19 protein-coding genes are annotated in these 18,239 nt (G+C 71.1%); 11 read left to right on the plus strand and 8 right to left on the minus strand.

The genetic code is table 11. The features are described 5' to 3' along the window. Window positions 1-2: 2 nt before the first annotated feature. The 5 genes from LDL48_RS23780 to LDL48_RS23800 are packed head-to-tail and all read right to left on the minus strand — an operon-like array spanning window position 3 to window position 7,733. On the minus strand, window positions 3-605 hold the full coding sequence (locus tag LDL48_RS23780; protein WP_225257414.1) for a hypothetical protein: 603 nt from the start codon (window positions 603-605) through the stop codon (window positions 3-5). Further along, window positions 602-1,717, minus strand: coding sequence for a M23 family metallopeptidase (locus LDL48_RS23785; protein ID WP_225257415.1), 1,116 nt, complete (start codon window positions 1,715-1,717; stop codon window positions 602-604). Before LDL48_RS23785 ends, LDL48_RS23780 begins: the two co-directional genes overlap by 4 nt. Continuing rightward, window positions 1,714-2,265, minus strand: coding sequence for a hypothetical protein (locus tag LDL48_RS23790; protein WP_225257416.1), 552 nt, complete (start codon window positions 2,263-2,265; stop codon window positions 1,714-1,716). The genes LDL48_RS23785 and LDL48_RS23790 overlap by 4 nt, the downstream gene beginning before the upstream one ends. Before the next feature lie 6 nt (window positions 2,266-2,271). After that, window positions 2,272-4,239, minus strand: coding sequence for a DMT family transporter (locus LDL48_RS23795; RefSeq protein WP_225257417.1), 1,968 nt, complete (start codon window positions 4,237-4,239; stop codon window positions 2,272-2,274). Between the two features lie 2 nt (window positions 4,240-4,241). Beyond that, complete coding sequence (locus LDL48_RS23800) at window positions 4,242-7,733, minus strand: ATP-binding protein (protein WP_225257418.1); 3,492 nt, start codon at window positions 7,731-7,733, stop codon at window positions 4,242-4,244. Between the two features lie 28 nt (window positions 7,734-7,761). Between LDL48_RS23800 and LDL48_RS23805 the strand changes: the two genes are divergently transcribed. Next, window positions 7,762-8,424, plus strand: a complete 663-nt coding sequence (locus LDL48_RS23805; protein ID WP_225257419.1) for a hypothetical protein — start codon at window positions 7,762-7,764, stop codon at window positions 8,422-8,424. 492 nt (window positions 8,425-8,916) lie between these two features. Here LDL48_RS23805 and LDL48_RS23810 read toward each other — a convergent pair whose 3' ends face one another. Together LDL48_RS23810 and LDL48_RS23815 are read right to left on the minus strand one after the other, a co-directional pair. Then, on the minus strand, window positions 8,917-9,279 hold the full coding sequence (locus LDL48_RS23810; protein WP_225257420.1) for a hypothetical protein: 363 nt from the start codon (window positions 9,277-9,279) through the stop codon (window positions 8,917-8,919). A 16-nt stretch (window positions 9,280-9,295) separates the two neighbouring features. Beyond that, window positions 9,296-9,586 carry a hypothetical protein gene (locus LDL48_RS23815; RefSeq protein WP_225257421.1) on the minus strand — a complete coding sequence of 97 codons (291 nt, stop codon included), beginning with the start codon at window positions 9,584-9,586 and terminating at the stop codon, window positions 9,296-9,298. 343 nt (window positions 9,587-9,929) lie between these two features. Here LDL48_RS23815 and folP point away from each other — a divergent pair, with 343 nt between their 5' ends. The 7 genes from folP to LDL48_RS23850 all read left to right on the plus strand — a co-directional run bounded on the left by folP (window position 9,930) and on the right by LDL48_RS23850 (window position 14,406). Continuing rightward, complete coding sequence (gene folP, locus LDL48_RS23820; RefSeq protein ID WP_225257452.1) at window positions 9,930-10,757, plus strand: dihydropteroate synthase; 828 nt, start codon at window positions 9,930-9,932, stop codon at window positions 10,755-10,757. Beyond that, window positions 10,754-11,134, plus strand: a complete 381-nt coding sequence (folB, locus tag LDL48_RS23825) for a dihydroneopterin aldolase (RefSeq protein ID WP_225257422.1) — start codon at window positions 10,754-10,756, stop codon at window positions 11,132-11,134. The genes folP and folB overlap by 4 nt, the downstream gene beginning before the upstream one ends. After that, a complete protein-coding gene (gene folK / locus LDL48_RS23830) occupies window positions 11,131-11,658 on the plus strand; it encodes a 2-amino-4-hydroxy-6-hydroxymethyldihydropteridine diphosphokinase (protein ID WP_225257423.1) in 528 nt (175 codons plus the stop codon). The genes folB and folK overlap by 4 nt, the downstream gene beginning before the upstream one ends. A 35-nt stretch (window positions 11,659-11,693) precedes the next feature. Beyond that, on the plus strand, window positions 11,694-12,173 hold the full coding sequence (locus LDL48_RS23835; RefSeq protein WP_225257453.1) for a DUF3180 domain-containing protein: 480 nt from the start codon (window positions 11,694-11,696) through the stop codon (window positions 12,171-12,173). Window positions 12,174-12,291: 118 nt separating this feature from the next. Beyond that, window positions 12,292-13,560: an ABC transporter permease gene (locus tag LDL48_RS23840; RefSeq protein ID WP_225257424.1), complete on the plus strand. Its 1,269-nt coding sequence runs from the start codon at window positions 12,292-12,294 to the stop codon at window positions 13,558-13,560. A 21-nt stretch (window positions 13,561-13,581) separates the two neighbouring features. Beyond that, window positions 13,582-13,863, plus strand: a complete 282-nt coding sequence (locus LDL48_RS23845; protein ID WP_225257425.1) for a hypothetical protein — start codon at window positions 13,582-13,584, stop codon at window positions 13,861-13,863. 51 nt (window positions 13,864-13,914) lie between these two features. After that, window positions 13,915-14,406, plus strand: a complete 492-nt coding sequence (locus LDL48_RS23850; RefSeq protein ID WP_225257426.1) for a hypothetical protein — start codon at window positions 13,915-13,917, stop codon at window positions 14,404-14,406. Window positions 14,407-14,574: 168 nt separating this feature from the next. On the opposite strand, the gene LDL48_RS23855 is transcribed toward LDL48_RS23850, so the two are convergent. Then, window positions 14,575-15,585 (minus strand): ABC transporter ATP-binding protein, encoded by a 1,011-nt coding sequence (locus tag LDL48_RS23855; protein ID WP_225257427.1) that lies wholly within the window; start codon window positions 15,583-15,585, stop codon window positions 14,575-14,577. A 2-nt stretch (window positions 15,586-15,587) separates the two neighbouring features. Here LDL48_RS23855 and LDL48_RS23860 point away from each other — a divergent pair, with 2 nt between their 5' ends. From LDL48_RS23860 to LDL48_RS23870, 3 genes are all read left to right on the plus strand, one after another. After that, entirely contained in the window at window positions 15,588-16,325 is a 738-nt protein-coding gene (locus LDL48_RS23860; protein ID WP_225257428.1) for an ABC transporter permease, read from the plus strand. Then, on the plus strand, window positions 16,322-17,038 hold the full coding sequence (locus LDL48_RS23865; protein ID WP_225257429.1) for an ABC transporter permease: 717 nt from the start codon (window positions 16,322-16,324) through the stop codon (window positions 17,036-17,038). Before LDL48_RS23860 ends, LDL48_RS23865 begins: the two co-directional genes overlap by 4 nt. Before the next feature lie 137 nt (window positions 17,039-17,175). Beyond that, on the plus strand, window positions 17,176-18,174 hold the full coding sequence (locus LDL48_RS23870; protein ID WP_225257430.1) for a glycine betaine ABC transporter substrate-binding protein: 999 nt from the start codon (window positions 17,176-17,178) through the stop codon (window positions 18,172-18,174). Window positions 18,175-18,239: the final 65 nt, after the last annotated feature.

Below are 18,239 nucleotides of genomic sequence, written 5' to 3' on the forward strand. Positions count from 1 at the left end.
TGTCATTCGACCCAAAGAAGGTGGACTGGGATTTCGAGGGTTGGGGGGGTGCGGCCGCTCCACGCCCAGCGATACCAGTCCAACTCCGTGGTCACCCGGGCGCAGATGTCGCCGTCATCGCTGGTGTGCAGTTCGGTCACCGCGCGCAGATCGCGCCGCTCCCCGCCGTCCTCCAACATCTGAACGACTCGCCGTCCGGTCAGCCGGTCCGCGTCCAGAGCGGCCACCGGCGTCCGGCGCGGCGGTTCGTCCAGCGAGACGAGCCGGGACACCACGTCGTCGGTCGGTGTCGCGGTACCGGCCATCCCGTACTCCTCGGCCCACACCCGCTCGACCGGCACCAACGGTGCGAACACCTCGGTCTGCTCGGCCTCGGCGCGGTACCACTCCGCCTCCGGCATCACCGGCACGTACGTGCGGCTGCCCTGCACCACCTTCTCGTCGGCGCGCAGGTCGCCGCGCCAGCCGTGCCCCGGCAACCCGATGAGCACCCGGCGCCCGCGAAGCTGACCGGCCATGGTGGCGGGCGTGGGTACCACGGGCCGCGGTTGCTCCGGCGCCCAGCCGGGGTGCCCGGCGAACGGGTCCGGCACGGCGCCGGTCATCCTTCACCTCCGAGGGGTGCGCCCTTGCTCTGCATGAAGTCCACCGGGTCGACGGCGCCGCGGCTGGTCCGGTCGTTGTTGAGGTGTACCTCGAAGTGGAGGTGCGGCCCGGACGAGTTGCCGCTGGAGCCGACGCGTCCGATGGGTTGCCCGGCGGCCACCTCGTCACCCACGTCGACGGACGGCCGTTGGATCAGGTGGCAGTACCGGGTCATTTCGTTGCCGGCGTGCACGATCTCCACCATCCAGCCGCAGCCGCCCTTGCCGGGATAGCCGTCGACGTTACAGCTCCGCCGGCCGCGCCGGTCCTCGTCGCATTTCATCACGGACACGACGCCGCTGGCGACCGCGGCGATCGGCGTGTACTTGCCGACGATCAGGTCAACGCCCTGGTGCGTCGGCCGAGATCTGGTGCGAAAGCCGGAGCCGACGACCGACTTGAGAGGAATGGTCCAGCCGCCGGCGGCGATCTTCCCGCCTGCCGCACACACCATGGCAAGCGAGTCGCCTACGGCGTTGGCCGCGCCGTTGGTCAGCAGGTTGACGATCTGCGCAGCGAGCGACTCGTGCTTGGCGTACGCGTTGGGGTAAGCGCTCCGCTGCACCCGCTGGGCCGCGCGGGTGAGCGACATCCGCTCCCAGCCCTTGACCGTCTGCAGTTTCTCGTAGAACTTGCGACTCGCGTAGACCGGGTCCTGCACCTGCGCCGGCGTGCCCCATCCGGTGCTGGGCCGCTGCTGGAAGAGGCCGAGCGAGTCGTGGTCGTTCCGTTCGCCGAGGAAACCCAGGTTGGTGAGGCGCGACTCCTGCATGGCGGTGGCGACCGCGATCACCCACGCACGCGGCGGCAGCTTCAGGTCCGAACCGACGTTGATGATGATGGCCGCGTTGCGGATCTGCTCCACGCCGTACTCGGCCACCCTCGGCAATTCGCCGTCCGGATCGATCGGTCCGCCCTGCCCACATCCGAGCGTGGAAAAGGCGTTGGAGTTGTCCTCATTGCCCAGCCCGCCGAGCAGGATCGCGCTGACCGATCCGCCGCAGCACAACAGCACCAGCGTCGCTACCAGGGCCACGATCAGCCCGATCCGGGACGGGCGAGGCAGGCTCATGGCCCGTCCCAGTCGACGCCGTCCACCAGCCAGCGCCCGTCCGGAGCGATCAGACGCAACGTCAGCTTGCCGGAGTCGACGGTGACGGTCGCATCGACCAGCCCTTCACCGACCGGGATCAGTTCGGGGCGGCCGATCACCCGGGACGCCGGTACGTCCGCCGGATCCGTGTCGGCCAGTTGGTCGGAGAGGTCCTTCGTCGCATTGGGTACCAGCTTGTCGTGCCAGGCTTTGGCGCTGACGTCCTGGTGGTTCACCCACGCTGAGGCGAAGGCATAGGCGACCGCCTCAGGCTGCGCGGTACCCGGGCTGGTGGTGGGCGACGGTGGCGGTCCTGGCGAAATGACGCTGTCCTCGTCGTCCGGGTTGACGCTGAGGGCCGGTGCCGCGGAGGGCGCCGAGATCGGCAACCGGCCGGTGCCGCTGCCGTCGGCGAAGACCCGTCCGATCCCCACGATCGCCAGCACCAGGACGGCGATGACCAGGGCGACACCCCACCGGGACCGGAAGATCCCGGTGAGACTGCGTTCCAGAAAGCGGGGAGACATAATGGGTCACTTCGCCTCGGTACGCACCCGCGGCTCCGCCGTCTCGCGGGTCGTGCTCTGCGTCTCCGGACGGTAGATCGCGTACGACGAAGGCCGCTCCGCCACGTCGGGCTCGCTCCAGGTGGCCGCGCGGCGCGAGCGGGCCGGGCCGGCGCTGGTCGGGGTGCGCGCGGACGTGGCCTCGTCCGGTACCGACTCGAGGCCGTCCGGTCGACTCGGCCGTTCGGACGCGTCCCGCGATTCCGACGCCGACACCGACGTCAACTCGCGACGGTCGTTGGCGGCGTGCGCGGGGTCCTCCAGCCGGGCTTCCGGGCGCAGATTGGTCTGCTCGACGTAGACGCCGCGTCCCTTGGTGATGACCGGCTCGCGAGTACCGCCGCCTTCCGCCACCTCCAGCTTCGCGGCCTCCCGCATGTCCCGGAAGAACCGCCGGTGCCAACCGCCCGCGGACGCGATGGCCCGCGTGCTGTCCTTGCCGCCGAGTTGGGTGATGCGCCGGTAGGGCCGCAGCAACAGCCAGCCGACCACGCCGCAGAGCCAGACGAGCACGACCTGCAGCCACCCGGCCAGACTGCCGGTGTTCATGATGAGGTCGACAGCGAAGAGATAGATCGCCGCACCGGTTCCGAAGATCGCGATGTTGAACAGGGCGGCGACGACCGCGTTACCGAGCCGGCGGATGCCCGCACTGGCCGGTCGCAGCAGACCGACCGTGCCCAGAATCGGCGCGGCGATGACCGCCCATCGGAAGATCAGGAAGCCGAGCAGGACCAGCAGCGAGGCGGTGAGATCGAACATTGCAAACATGATCGCCGCGAGTACGGCGATAAAGCCAGCACCAATCCGATCTATTCCGTTAATGCCCTGCAGGTATTCGTACGCTTCTGGGTCCTCTTGGCTGATTTGTTCGGCAACCTTTTCCCACTGTTCCTTCTTGCGATCTAGGGTGCCGCCGCGAGCTTCTGGATTATTTCGCAGACGCTGTGCCTCGTCCCAGGTTAACGACCGGGCGTCGTATAGTGCCCGCCCGTATTTCTTGGCCGTTTCACTGTCGGCGGATCCTAGTAGACCACGTAGCCAGTTCCGATACAGCATGGTTTCGGTCGCGGTATCGCTAGCTCGCACGGCCGGTGGCCGATTGTCTTCGCATGCGCCCGGAGTGGGATCGTCACACTTTCCGGCCGTCGAAGTCTGAGCTCGCGGTCCAACCGCATCATGTACTACGCCCAGCGTTCCGATCAGGCTCTCGTCCGCGATATTGGCAGACCGTACCGGCCATGCCGCGATCGCAGTTACCGCGACCATGATGAGGATGGCCCAGCCGGCGGTGGTCGTCGCAGCACCCATGTCAGCTTGCCGCGACCGCCACATCAAGTAGAGACCGACGATCGCCAACGTGATGACCCCGAAGACGCTGAAGACCTTCTGGTAAACCGCCTTGGTGGCTTCCTCAACTAGTGGGTCAGCCCATCCCCATAGCGACTGCGGATCCCAGGCGCGTTCCCGCAGCGCGTTCGAGGCGCCGATGATGGCTGTGGCGATCATGAACTCGCCGTTCGCCACGGTCGTTTCGAACTTGTATTCGGGATCTATAAGGGTCGATGCACATCCGTTATCGAGGTCATAGGTGGTGTAGCTGTAGCCGGCGTATCCGTAGATGCTGTAGTAGCCCTTAGGGCCTGGCTTCGACGATGAGGCTGGCCGCTCCGCGAACCAACCTGCCAGCCCGGAGTCCGGCGTGCTCGGCGTAGGCGGAGTCAAACACCGCGCCCGGTTCTCGGTTACGTCCGCCAGCCGGTCGACGCACCCCCGCATGTCCCGCTGCCACTCCTCGGTGCTGCAGGCGCCGCCGGGGGCTCGCTCCGGCACCGGTGCCGCCGTCGCGCCGCTCGGCGCTGCCACCGCCCATGCGATAGAAGCCACCACCGCCACCAGCACGGTGAGTACCAGAGCGCACGCCCGCCGCACCATATTCAGACCTCCAGATCTGACAGGCTGTGATCGGCCTGGCTGGGCAGGATCGACGGCGCCGCCTTGGCCGCCGTGGGAGTCGTGTCCAGGTGTTCCAGCAGCCCTTCGACGTACGACACGTCGACGCGCACCTTCTGCACGCGCCCGTCGACGTCGCGCATCACGAACTCGCGGAAGCCCAGCCGGTTCGACGACGACGTGTCGGCCTGGGACAGCGAGGCCAGCGTCGCCTCGTACCCGTCGTGCACCGGCACCCGCAGCAACCGCAACGCCTCGGAGGCGATTTCCTGGTCTTCGGCTATCCGGCCGACGAACACCGTGGATACCAGGTTCTGGACGTCGAGGCCGAGGATGTCGCGGGGGTTCTGCGACGCGACCAGGGCGGCCAGGTTCCACTTGCGGGAGTCGCGGGCCAGGCGGACCAGGAACGACCGGCCGGAACGCCAGCCTTCCATGAAGTGTGCCTCGTCCAGGCCGACCATTTTGCGGGACGACATCGCGCCGCCGTAGCAGCGGCGGACGGCGAGCCGGTGTGCGGTGTGCAGCATCGGCAGGGCCAGCGATTCCTCGGCCGACCAGTACTCGCGCTCGATCTTCATGTCGGGCAGTCGCAGCCCGGCCATGGTGATCACGGTGAGTGCCGAGTCGGCGCTCAGCAGGTGGGCCGGTGGCGAGCCGAAGAACAGCAGGGCGAGCGGCATCTCGGCGGTGTCCAGGAGCAGGTTGGCCAGCTCCTTGCCGTTGTCGTCCAACGTCTGCAGGGTACGGACGACGTCGTCGAGCGTGGACGTCTCCTCGGCGGGCACCTGGCGTACCGCGTGCCGCAGCAGTGTGGCGGTCGACGCCTCCTTGGCGACCTGCGGCGGCACCAGCATCGAGCAGATGTCCTGCACCAGCATCCGGCGTTCGGCGCGCGAGTTGGACACCGCGATCTCGAACTCGCGGTCGCCCGTCGGCCCGGTCGCGAACTCCGACCGGACCGGCGTGGGGATCAGCGCGTACGGCGCGAGCGTGCCCTGCTCCGATCCGGTCAGATTCAACACGCGGGAGTACGGCCGCAGCTCCGGCATCGAGCACAGCCGGGCCAGCGGGCCGGACGGGTCGAGCAGGGTGACCTGGACGCCGCGGCGGGCGTTCAGGTAGCCGAGCGCGCCCATCAGCGTCGACTTGCCACCGCCGGGCTCGGCGACGAACACGCCCAGGCCGGAACGCTCCCGGACCTCCATCGGGAAGTGCAGGTCGAGGAACACCGGCCGGCGGCAGGTGCCGGCGGTACGCCCGATCAGGTCGCCGCGCCGGTCACCGACCGTGGACGCGGCCTGGGGCAGCGCCGCGGCCAGCAGCTTCACCGGCATCCGCCGCACGTACCCGGTATTGGCGATCGGCTCGCCCGGAATGAACTCCCTGGCCAGCTGGTCCTGGTTTTTCGGATGCTGCAGTGAGATGCGCAGTTCGCGGGAGTACAGCTGGATCAGCCGGCGGGCCCGTTCGAGGCATTCCTCGCGGGTGGCGCCGCCGACCGCGATCCGGTGCCAGCCGTGCGCACGGGCCGACTCGACCGGCAGCCCGGTGGTCATCTCGTCGCCGATCACCAGCGCCCGCTTGGCCAGACGTTCCAGTTCGGGCGGCGCGTCGATGCCGTGCTCGGCGTAGTCCAGCTGCTGCGAGCGGATCATCCGGAGCCGGTGCTCGAGGTTCTTGAACGAGCTGCCGGAGCCGAGGATGTCGATCCGCGAGGACAGTTCCATGGGCCACGGCAGCCGTTCGTGGAAGTGCAGCCACGGCTCGTGCTTCTCGGGGATCTCCAGCGGCTCCATCCGCCCCACGGACAGCACCGCGACGTGCCGTTCCTCGCCGGTCATGCGGTTCACCAGCTTGACCGTCGAACCGTACGGCGTGCGGTACCGCTCGACCTGCTCGGTGAGCGCCAGCAGGTCGCCGGTGTCCCACTGCCCGCTGGTCACCGGCGACAGCGGCCCGGGCGGGGCCATGCAGAGCGCCACCGAGCGGTAGAGCAGCCATTCCAGTTCCTGCGGCGTGACCCGGCGGCCACGCATGCCGAACGCGTTGAGCACCTCGTCGAACTGCTCGACGGTACGGCCCAGCTTGCGCCGTTCGCCGTCGGTCGTGCCCCGGCCGAACAGCCGCAGGATGCGTTCGGAGAATGTGTCGCCCAGCGACCGGCGGGCGAACGTCACACCGAGGTACGTCTGCCCCTCGGCGTGGTTGACCGAGAGCAGGTGCCGCTGCGCGGCGACCAGGTGGTCGGACCACGAGGTCGCGCCGGTCACGTCCGAGAGCGGCTTGGCGGTCAGCGAGTCGACGGTACGGGCCCACTCGTCGGCGGGGAACGGCCGGCTGGTGCGCCGCAGGTGCAGCCGGAACCCGGCCAGACCGGCGTACTGCTCGGAGATCGCCGAGAGCAGCGCCTCCCGTTCGGCGTCGGGGCGGAATGCCCACCGCACCTCGGGCAGCGAGTACCAGGCGGTGACCGTGCTCTGGGTGAAGGTCAGGTGCCCGGCGATCTCACTGATCTCGAGTTCCATGGAGGGGTCGCGGTCGCTGAACTTCAGCTTGTGCGGACGCAGCGGCGCCGGCTTGACGTCCTTCTTGGCCGGTACGGCCGGCAGGTTCCGTGGCTCCTCGCGCTTCTTGCGGCGACGTGCGGGGATCTTGCTCTTCTGCCGGGCCGGCGCCTTCTCCGGCATCGGGGCGGGCAGGTCGGCATGGTCGTCGACGGCCGGCGCGGGGAGCGCCGCCACCGGGGTGACGCCCGGCACGGCATCGACCGGCGGCGCGGCCTGTGCCCCGTCGGCGGCCGCGACGGCGTGCGGCGCGACGGCGTGCGGCGCGACAGCGTGCGGTGGGACATCGGGTGCGCCGCCCGTCTGCCACAGCGGCGGGGTGGACACCGGCGCCGCCGACACCGGCTGGGCCGCGGTGGGGTTCGCGCCCGGTCGGATCTCCTCCGGCCAGTCGTCGAAGTCCAGGTCGGACGTGCCGGGTTCGTCGAAGAAGTCGGCCGGCGGTCCGAGCGGCGCCCGCGTGTAGGGAGCCGGCGACACCGGCTGACCGTCCGGCCCCACATCCGCCCGCGAAGGGCCCGGCGGCGTAGCGGCGGGCGTCCCGAACGCGGCGGGCGTCCCGGTGTACGGCGCCGCCGACGACGGCGCGGCGGTGAACGGCGGACCCGACGTCGGCGCCCCGGCGGGCGCCCCGTTGAGCGGCGGTGCGGAGGCCGGGTCGGTCGGTCCGGCGGCCGGATACGCGGGAGCTGGCCCGTTGAACGGCGGTGCGGAGGCCGGGTCGGTCGGTCCGGCGGCCGGATGCGCGGGAGCTGGCCCGTTGAACGGCGGTGCGGAGGCCGGGTCGGTCGGTCCGGCGGCCGGATGCGCGGGAGCCGGCCCGTTGAGCGGCGGTGCGGAGGCCGGGTCGGTCGGTCCGGCGGCCGGATACGAGAGAGCTGGCCCGTTGGGCAGCGGTGCGGAGGCCACGTCGACCGGTCCGGCGGGAGACGGGCCGGTGACCGGATGCGAGGGAGCTGGCCCGGCGGCCGAAGGCGCGGGAGCCGGTCCGGTAACCGGCGGCGCGAAGACCGAGTCGACCGGTCCGATAACCGGCGGTGCCGACGTCGGGTCGACCGATCCGGTCAGCGGAGATGCCGAGGCGGAGGACGTGGCAGGCGTCTCGGTAAAGGGCGGCGCGGAGGCCGGAGCCCCAGCGGGCGGCCCGGATACCGACGCCGCAGGCCCCGGCTCAGTGAAGGGCGGCCCCGAGGCCGGAGCCGGTGGCTCGGAAACCGACGCCGCGTCGGTGAACGCCGGGGATGTGGCGGGTGGCCCCGATACCGACGCCGCGTCGGCGAAGGACGGTGCGGAGTCCGCCACGGGCGGCCCGGTCACGGACGGCCCGGTCACGGACGGTCCGGTCACGGACGGTCCGGTCATGGACGGTCCGGTCACGGGCGGAGCCGCGACAGGCGGCGCCGCAGGAGCCCCGGTCGGCGGCGTCGGAGCCACCGCAGGCCGCCCACCGAATGGCGGTGCGGACGCCGGCGCCTGGGCAAACGGCGGTTCCGAGGCCGGAGCCGCAGCGGGCGGCCCCGAGGCCGGGGCCGCAGCAGGCGGCCCGGAGACCGATGCCGCCGCGGCCGGCCCGGACGACGGCCCCCCCGAGACCGGCTGATCGTCGAACACGGGCGACGATGGGGCAGGCGCCACGGGTGGCCCCGAAGCGGATGCGGCGGAACCGTCGGCCGGCTCGTCGAACACGAAGCCGAAGTCGAAGTCGTCGTCGGCCGGCTGCTCGGTGGCCGCGGTACGCGCGTTCCCGTTGGTCGTCGGCGGTGTGGCCGGTGCGCCGAAGAGGTCGAGGAACGGGGAGTCGATGTCCATCGAGGGGTCGACGGGTGCTCCGCCGTTGGTGCGCGGACGTACCGGCTGGGGTGCCTGGAAGACTCCGACCGCGCCGTGGCCGGGGCTGGTCACCAGGTCGGTGTCGTAGGCGTTGACGTCGTCGGGGACATCGGACGCATGAGGCGGAGCGTAATCATCCGAATGCGTACCGTTACTTTGCCTGGCGGGCGGGGTGGAGCCTGCGCGGGGGTGGCCCGGCGGCGGTGTGGTTTCGCTCATGAAGAGGCCCCGCTCGGGCATGCTGCGCGACTGGTGAAACCGGTCATATCAGCTCCTCCCGAACCCGGATGCGTGAAGCGACGAGTCGTGGGTCGCGTTGCTCCACCGCCGGCTCGCGCGTGCGGCGCCAGTCGGTGAGTGCGGTCCGGATGACCATCCGGGCCGGCCGGTCGGGATCGACGTGCCGGAACACGTACGACGTGGTCACCATCGCCAGCGCGATCTCCCAGGCCGGGAACGGATCGAATGTGAACGTGATCAGGTAGTGCAGGAACATGAAGAAGGGGACGAGGACGACGAACATTCCGTACTGGGCGTACGGCAGGTGCATGGGCAGCGTGTAGCCCGGCGGGCCCAGGTAGACCAGGCGGGCCCGGTAGATGTCGTCGTCGGTGCGCAGCCGCATGTGTCCGCCCGCGGCCTTAGCTGAAGATCAGGTCGACAAGGTAGTCGCCGAGGAAGAACAGCGACGCGGCGCCGGCGATGAACACGAGACCCACGATGGCGATCGCGGAGCTGGTCAGCACCTTCGAGATCTCGCCCCGGCTGGCCCGGCCGATGAAGATGACGCCGAGCACGGCGAGCAGGATCGGCGCGATGTTGCTGGCGAAGAAGGTGACGACACCCTCGGTGTTGATGCCGGTGGGCTCACCGGCGAGCGTGGTCTGCTGCCACGCCGTGGTGACCTGTGCGGCGAGTTCAGTGGCGATCATCGGTAAACCTCCCGGGCGCCCGTCGGGGGAGTTACGGACGCACTGCAGTTGTGAAGCCTGACGGCAACCCCATATGGTGCTACTTCCGGTTCACCACGTCGAGTGAGCCGTTAGGGCGTACCTGTCCTTCGCTAGCCCATCTGCTTCCTTCGGTCCTTCAAATGATGCCTGTCCGAAGCGTACGGGCCGTCCTTCTTACCTACAAGCTGCCTGATTCGTTACCCAAGGTAAAGACGTGACTGAAGATGAGTCACGTCGGCATCGTACACGTGTTCGAACAGGCGCTTCCCGGTACCGTTCACGAGTGACGAATGCACTGGTCCGGCGCGATCGCCCGGTGGTGATGGGAGTCCTCAACGTCACGCCGGACTCCTTCTCCGACGGCGGTCGCTACACCGACGTGGCCGCCGCGGTGGCACACGGTGTCGAGCTGCACCGCGACGGTGCCGATCTGGTGGACGTGGGCGGCGAGTCGACCCGCCCGGGAGCCGGCCGGGTGGACCCGCGGACCGAGACGGACCGGGTCGTCCCGGTGATCACCGGGCTGGTGGCGGCCGGCGTCCCGGTCAGCATCGACACCACCCGCGCCGTGGTCGCGGCGGCCGCCCTCGAGGCCGGGGCCACGCTGGTCAACGACGTCTCCGGTGGGCTCGCCGACCCGGACATGGCGGCGCTGGTGGCGGCGGCCGGCTGCCCGTACGTGATCATGCATTGGCGGGGTCATTCCCGGGACATGCAGGACCTGGCGGTCTACTCCGACGTGGTCGCCGAGGTGCGCGTCGAGCTGCTGGACCGGGTGGCTCGGGCGGTCGACGCGGGGGTCGCGCCGGAACAGATCGTGCTCGATCCGGGGCTCGGGTTCGCCAAGCGGGCGGAGCACAACTGGGCGCTCACCGCGCACCTGGACGAACTGGTCGCGGTGGGACACCCGGTGCTGTTCGGCGCGAGCCGCAAGTCGTACCTCGGGCGTCTGCTGGCCGGACCGGACGGTGCGCCGCGGCCGGTGGACGGCCGCGAGGCGGCCACGCTGGCGACCAGCGTGCTGGCGGTGGCGGCGGGTGCGTGGGGGGTGCGGGTGCACGACGTGCGCGCGACCGTCGACGCGCTGGCGGTCTGGCGCGCGGCGGGCCGGCCGCGGATCACCGGGGGGCGCACCGGGGGTACGCCGTGACGGACCGGATCACGCTGACCGGCCTGCGGGCCCGGGGACACCACGGGGTGTACGACTTCGAGCGGGCGAACGGCCAGGACTTCGTGCTGGACGTCGACCTGGAACTCGACCTGTCCGTCGCCGCGGCCAGTGACGACGTGGCCGACACCGTGCACTACGGCGAGTTGGCCGAGGTACTGGTCGGGATCGTCACCGGCGAACCCGTCGACCTGCTCGAGACGCTGGCCGATCGCCTGGTCTCGGCCTGCCTTCGGTACGACCGTGTCGCCGCCGCCACGGTCACCGTGCACAAGCCGCAGGCCCCGATCCCGCACGCGTTCACCGACGTGGCGGTCACCCTCCGCCGGGAGCGGGACGCGGACGGGACGCCGCGGTGAGCCGGGCGGTGCTGTCGCTGGGCAGCAATCTCGGTGACCGGTACGCGCACCTGCGTGCCGCGGTCGCCGCGCTCGGCGACCGGGTGGTGCTGGCGTCCGGGGTCTACGAGACGCCGCCGTGGGGCGATCCGGATCAGCCCGCGTACCTCAACGCGGTGGTGCTCGCGGTGGCACCGGAGGCCGCGCCGGCCGACTGGCTGGCCCTCGCCCGGAGCTGCGAGTCCGCCGCCGGGCGGGAACGCGATCCGGCCCGCCGGTTCGGCCCGCGCACGCTCGACGTCGACGTGGTGACGGTCTGGCAGGCGGACGACAGCCCGGTGGTCTCGGCCGACCCCGAGCTGACGCTCCCGCATCCGCGCGCCCACCAGCGCGCGTTCGTGCTCAAGCCGTGGCTGGACATCCAGCCGTACGCCCGGCTTCCCGGCCACGGCTGGGTCACCGACCTGCTGAACGCGCCGGACCTGACGGCCGACGTCGCGGCGCTGACACCGCGGCCGGACCTGCCACTAGAGTCGCAGGAGTGAGCAGTAACCCGGGCCGGCCCCAGGCGGATCCCTCGATGCGGCCGACGAGCGTCTCGGTGCTGGTGGTCGCCGGCCTGGCCGCGGCCGCGGTGGCCTGGCTCCTGCTCAGCGTGTTCTACGAGAACTGGCCGCCGCTGCCCTGGCTGCCGATCGTGGTGATCGCCGCGCTCGCCGTCGCGGAGGGCTATCTGGCCCAGAACACCGCGGCCCGGGTGCAGCGCCGGCCCGGTGCGCCGCGGGTGGACCCGCTCGCGGTGGCCCGGTACGCGGTCCTGGCGAAGGCGTCCTCGTTGGCCGGTGCGCTGTACGCCGGGTTCTCCGCCGGGGTGCTGGCGTGGCTGCTGCTGGAACCGACCCGGGCGGCCCGCGCCGACGTGCCCGAGGCCACCGGTGGCGTGGTCGCCGCGCTCGCGCTGGTCGGCGCCGCCCTCTGGCTGGAGCGTTCGTGCCGGGTGCCGGAGCAGCCCGACCAGCAGGACGAGGGCGAGCGCGGCCGGCCGTCCGGACGCGTCTGAAAGGGTCCTCGCGGGCTTGAACCGAGCCACCCTCGGTTCCGTATGCTGATTATGGGAGGGGCGCCGCCGACGCTCGGGCGACAGCTCGTTGCCTCGCCCATCCGAGGAGGCGTGGGCAATGGCGTACGACGAGACGACCTACCGTCGGCAGACCGACGACCAGAGCGACCCGTCCGCGTACCGCGCCAACGGTGTGTCCGCCGCCGACTACCGCAACCGCCGCCGCGACCTGGACCCGGACGACAGCGGCGCCCGGGTCGGCGAGAACTCCGGTGAACTGCTGCGCCGCGCGCCGGCCCAGGTGGCCGACGACGACTGGGGCCGGGACCGGCTCGGCGTACACATCGGCTGGGAGATCGTGCTGCTGCTGGCCGCGGCCGCGATCGGTTACCTGCTCTACCGCCTGGACCCGGCCAGCATGCGCCGTCCGGCCCTGGACACGCTGCTGATCTCCGGTGCCGCGCTGGGCGCGCTGACGCTCGGTGCGGGGCTGACGCTGCGCGCCGGCGTACCCAATCTCGCGGTCGGCCCGATCGCCCTGGCCGCGTCTTTGCACTTCGCCGAGAACGGCGACCGCGGCCTGGTGGACGCGGGCGTGCCCGCGCTGGTGGTCGCGGCGGCCGGCGGCCTGGTGGTCGGGCTGCTGGTGATCCTGCTGCACGTGCCGGGCTGGGTGGCGTCGCTGGGCGCCGGCCTGGGCGTGATCGTGTACATCCAGTTGCGCTCCGCCCCGGTCGCCGTGCAGGGCGCCTACGACCCCTCGGACCAGGCGTTCTTCCTGTTCGGCGGGTTCGCGCTGCTGGCCGTGTTCGGCGGTGCGCTGGGCACCGTGACGCCGATCCGCCGGATGCTGGGCCGGATGCGCCCGGTCGGTGACCCGGCCCGGCGCCGCGGCGCCTCCGCGGCGCTGCCGGTGCTCGGGTCGCTGGTGCTGTCCTCGGTGTTCGCCGTGGTCGCCGGGATTCTGCTGGCCGCGCAGTCCACCACGCCGATCGTGCCCGGCACCGGCCTGGAGTGGACCGGCATCGCCCTGGGTGCCGCCCTGCTCGCCGGCACCAGCGCGTACGGCCGGCGCGGCGGCGTCTTCGGCACGCTGCTCGCGGTGGCCGGACTGACCCTGTTCCTGGACTACGCCGAACGGCGCGACCTCGACATCGCACTGTTCGCGGTGGCGGCCGCCACGCTCGGCGCCGGCCTGGTGGTCACCCGGCTGGTCGAAACGTACGGCCGGCCCCTGCCGGTGGTGCCCGACGATGACTGGCAGGCCACCGCCAACGCCGGCACCACCACGTGGTCGCCGGACCTGCCGGAGACCTGGACCCCGCCGGCCAGCACCGAGAACCGCTCCGATCGGTGGGACGACGGCCCTTGGGGCGCCGGGCGCTGACCGCCGACCTATGCTGACCGCATGACTGCGAGCTTCGCCGAGCTGGACGCCCTGCCCACCGAGGAGTTGCGCGAGCGCGCGTTCGCCAAGGCCCGGGAGCACCGCGATCTCGGCTTCTTCTGGTCGGTCTTCAAGCACCTGCCGGACGCCGACGACGCGTCGACGCTGGACGGCGCGCCGCACTCCATCGGGCCGACCGTCGACGAGGCGGTGGCGCTCTGGCGTGAATTAACCGGACATGGGTACGGAGAACAGGAGCCTTTGCTTCGGGCGGCGTTCATCGACTACCTGCAGAAGCACTGAACAATCACGTCCGTCGTTTGAAATCCGCGGCTCGCTGGGAACTAGCGGGCCATGGCTCTCGGCAACCGTTACAAAACTGCGCCCGGTGCGGGCACGCTTGCCGCACTCATACTCGTCCTGGTCTTCGGCAGCCCCTGGTACGTCGACTGGGTCAATGACAACACCAACCCGGCCACCGCCGGCGGGTGGTGGTTCCGCCTCCTCTCCTGGCCGCGCTGGCGGATCGACTCCGACGACTCCCTCCGCGAGATCCTGGTCACCGACCTCCGGGCCATCCTGGTCGTCCTGCTGACCGCGGTCTTCCTGTTCCTGCTGCCCGGTTCGCAGCTGGCCCGGGCCCGGGGCACCGTCAGCCAGTTCTTCGCGGGCTGGTCGGCGTACGTCTTCGCGTGCGGTTTCGCCGCACTGCTCACCACGCTGTTCCTGGCCAACCCGTCGCTGCTGGGCGCATTCCAGTCGGCCGGTGCGGGAGCCACGTACGGCCTGTTCGTGGGCTGGATCATCGGCCTGGCCACGCTGGGCGGCCGGCGCGGCACCCGATGACCGCGGCCCGCTGAGAAACGCCCCGGGTCGCCTTCCGTCCCCCGACGCGGCCCAGGGTCACCGGCGCGAGCGTCCGGCCGGCATTTCCCCCGACGGCCGCACGCACCGCCGCGCCGAACCCGTGGCGTGGCCGGACCCCGCTGAGGCGGTCCGGCCGCGCCGCGGTCGTCAGACCGTCGCCTCGGCCCGGTTCGGCACCTCGAAGATCGCCGACCGGGACACCGTGCCGACCGGCGTGTCGCCGTCCACCACCGCGACGTTCAGCGAGTCCACGGTGAGCATCGCGGCCAGCGCGTCGTACAGCGTGCCCCCGACCGGCACGGTCGGCAGCCGTTCGACGTCCTCGGAGTTGCCCAGCGGGCGCATCGCGGCGCGGACCGAGGTGACCGACAACCGCCGGACGCCCCGGTCGGCGCCGACGAACTCGCGGACCGCGTCCGACGCGGGCGCACCGAGCAGGTCGGCGGGCGGGGCGTACTGGAGCAGCCGGCCGCCCTCGCCGAGTACCGCGATCCGGTCGCCCAGCCGTACCGCCTCGTCGATGTCGTGGGTGACCAGCACGATCGTCTTGCGTACCGTGGCCTGCAGGTTGAGGAATTCCTCCTGCAGGCGGGACCGGACGATCGGGTCGACCGCGGAGAACGGCTCGTCCATCAGCAGCACCAGCGGATCGGCGGCGAGGGCGCGGGCCACGCCGACCCGTTGCCGCTGCCCGCCGGAGAGTTCGTGCGGGTACCGGTCGGCGTACCGCTTCGGGTCCAGGCCGACCAGCTCGAGCAGCTCGTCGCTGCGGTCCCGGATCCGCTTGCGCTTCCAGCCCAGCAGCCGCGGGACGGTGCCCACGTTGGTGCGGATGGACTGGTGCGGGAACAGGCCGACGTTCTGGATCACGTACCCGATCTGCCGGCGCAGTTGCACCGGGTCCTGCCCGGTGATGTCCTCGCCGTCGATCAGGATGCGGCCCTTGCTCGGCTCCACCAGCCGGTTCAGCATCCGCAGCACGGTGGATTTCCCGCAGCCCGACGGGCCGATGAGGACGACCAGTTCACCGGCCGCGACGTCGAGGCTGAAGTCGCCGACCGCCACGGTGCCGTCCGGGTACACCTTCCCGACGTTCTCACATGTGATCGACGCGGCCGTCCGGCCAGCGCCGGAGTCGGTGATCGCGGTAGCGTCCACGTATGTCCTTCCTGTCCTGGGGCGGTGACCTCGCCGGGGGCCGTGGCTTCGCCGCCGTGGCCGCACCCGCCGATGACGGGCCGGGAAATCCGTGGTTCTCCTGGCGTTACGTCCAGGACAACGCCGACGCGATTCTCTCCGCACTCCGTTTCCACGCCGACCTGACCGCGCGGAGCGTTCTCATCGCTCTGCTGGTCGCGCTGCCGCTCAGTGTGCTGGCGTACTGGATCAAACCGCTGACCGGGCCGATTCTCGCACTCTCCGGGATTCTGTACACGATCCCGTCGCTGGCGTTGCTCGCGCTGCTGGCCCCGGCGGTCGGCACCACCAGTTCCACCTCGGTGCTCATCGCCCTGGTGCTCTACGCGCTGCTGGTCCTGGTCCGCAACGCGCTGGCCGGCCTCACCCAGGTCCCGGCCGAGGTCCGCGATGCGGCAACCGGCATGGGGTACGGCCGGGTCGGCCGGCTCCTGCGAATTGAACTGCCGCTGGCGCTGCCGGGCATCCTCACCGGGCTGCGCCTCGCCACGGTCTCCACGGTGGCGCTGGTCACGGTCGGCGCGCTGATCGGCAAGGGCGGGCTCGGCGACCTGATCCTGGGCGGTTTCGCCAGCAACTTCTTCAAGGCGCAGATCGTCACCGGGACGATCCTCTGCGTCGGCCTGGCGCTGATCCTGGATCTTCTGTTGGCCGGGGTCGGGCGCCTGCTCACCCCGTGGACCCGGGTGCGGCGCTCATGAACTACTTCTCCGAAGGGCTCGTCTGGTTCAACGACCCGCTGAACTGGACCAATCCCGGCGGCCTGCTGGACCGGCTGTCCGAGCACCTGGCGATCAGCGCGTGGGCGGTGCTGCTGGGCTGCCTGGTCGGCTGGCCGCTGGGCATCTGGATGGGGCACCGCGGCCGGGGCGGCGGCGTGGTGGTCACGCTGGCCAACCTGACCCTGGCGATCCCGACGCTGGCCATGCTCACCATCCTGCCGCTGACCCCGCTCGGTTTCGGCCGGCCGCCGGTGGTGGTGGCGCTGGCCGTGTTCGCCGTGCCGCCGCTGCTGGCGAACGCGTACACCGGGCTGCGGCAGATCGATCCGGAGACCCGGGACGCCGCCCGCGGCATGGGCCTCTCCGGCGGGCAGTTGCTGCGCCGGGTCGAACTGCCGCTGGCCGTGCCCTACCTGGCGGCCGGGCTGCGTACCGCCGCGGTGCAGGTGGTGGCGACCGCGGCACTGGCCACGTTCGTCAACGGCGGCGGGCTCGGGGAGATCATCCGAGCCGGCTTCGGGGTCGGGATGAGCAACGGCGGGGGCGGTCAGATCGTCGCCGGAGGCATCGCTGTGGCGCTCCTCGCACTTCTCGTCGAAGCCCTGCTGGCCGGCCTACAACGCCTGGTCACACCGCGTGCGCTGCGCGCCCGTGGGCGCCGCGCGACACCGTCGGTGGTCCCGACTGCATAACGGCGCCCGCCCACCCTGGAAAGTTGTCACACCTGCCGGGTAGACCTGGCAGGGAAGACACGGGCATCGGCCTCCGACTGCCCGTCGGACACGCGGCGCGGCCACCTTGGCCGCGCCGGGACACAGAAGGCGGCAGTATGCGTCGAAATCTGCTCATGACCGCCGGCAGCCTGCTCGCCGGCGCGGTTATTCTCACCGGCTGCGGTGACGCCGGCTCCTCCGGCACCGAGGCCCCGGCCAGCTCCGCCGCGGGCGCCGGCTGCGCCCCGGTGGCGGGCGACACGCTGGTGGTGCTCACCGACGACAAGCAGCTGCAGAACACCGACAACGTGGTGCCGGCGATCAACAAGAAGGCGTCCAGCCCGCAACTGGTGGCCGCGCTCGACAAGGTGTCCGCGGCACTCGACACCACCAAGCTGATCGCGCTCAACAAGGCGGTGGTCATCGACCGCAAGACCTCCAAGGCGGCGGCGCAGGAGTTCGCCACGGCGAACAACCTGACCGCCGGCATCGCGAAGGGCCCCGGCGGCGAGATCACCGTCGGCGCCGCCAACTTCCCGGAGAACGCCACGCTCGGCGAGCTGTACGGGATCGCCCTGACCGCGGCCGGATACACCGTCAAGGTGCAGCAGATCGGCAACCGCGAGCTGTACGAGCCGGCCCTGGAGAAGGGCGAGATCGACGTGGTCCCGGAGTACGCCGCCACGCTCGCCACCTTCCTCAACGGCAAGGTGAACAAGGGCAGCACCGAGGACCCGTCGTCGCCCGAGCTCAACGTCACGATGACCAACCTCAAGGCGCTCGGTGACAAGGTCGGCCTGGTGTTCGGCACGCCGTCCGCCGCGCAGGACCAGAACGCCTTCGCCACCACCACCGCGTTCGCCGACAAGTACTCGGTGAAGACGCTGTCCGACCTCGGCGCCAAGTGCTCCGGGGCGGAAACCGTGCTGGGCGGCCCGCCGGAGTGCCCGCAGCGCCCCAAGTGCCAGCAGGGCCTGTCCTCGACCTACAACTTCCAGCCGGGCCGGTTCACCTCGCTGGACGCCGGCGGTCCGCTCACCCAGACCGCCCTCAAGCAGGGCACCATCAGCGTCGGTCTGGTCTTCAGTTCGGACGGCGTGCTGGCCGCGGGCTGACGCGGCGCGGCGCCGGGCATCCGACGAAAAGATGCCCGGCGCCGCCCGTTTCGTGCACCAGGGTC

It is taken from the genome of Jidongwangia harbinensis (assembly GCF_020216025.1).
GTDB lineage: Bacteria > Actinomycetota > Actinomycetes > Mycobacteriales > Micromonosporaceae > Actinoplanes > Actinoplanes harbinensis.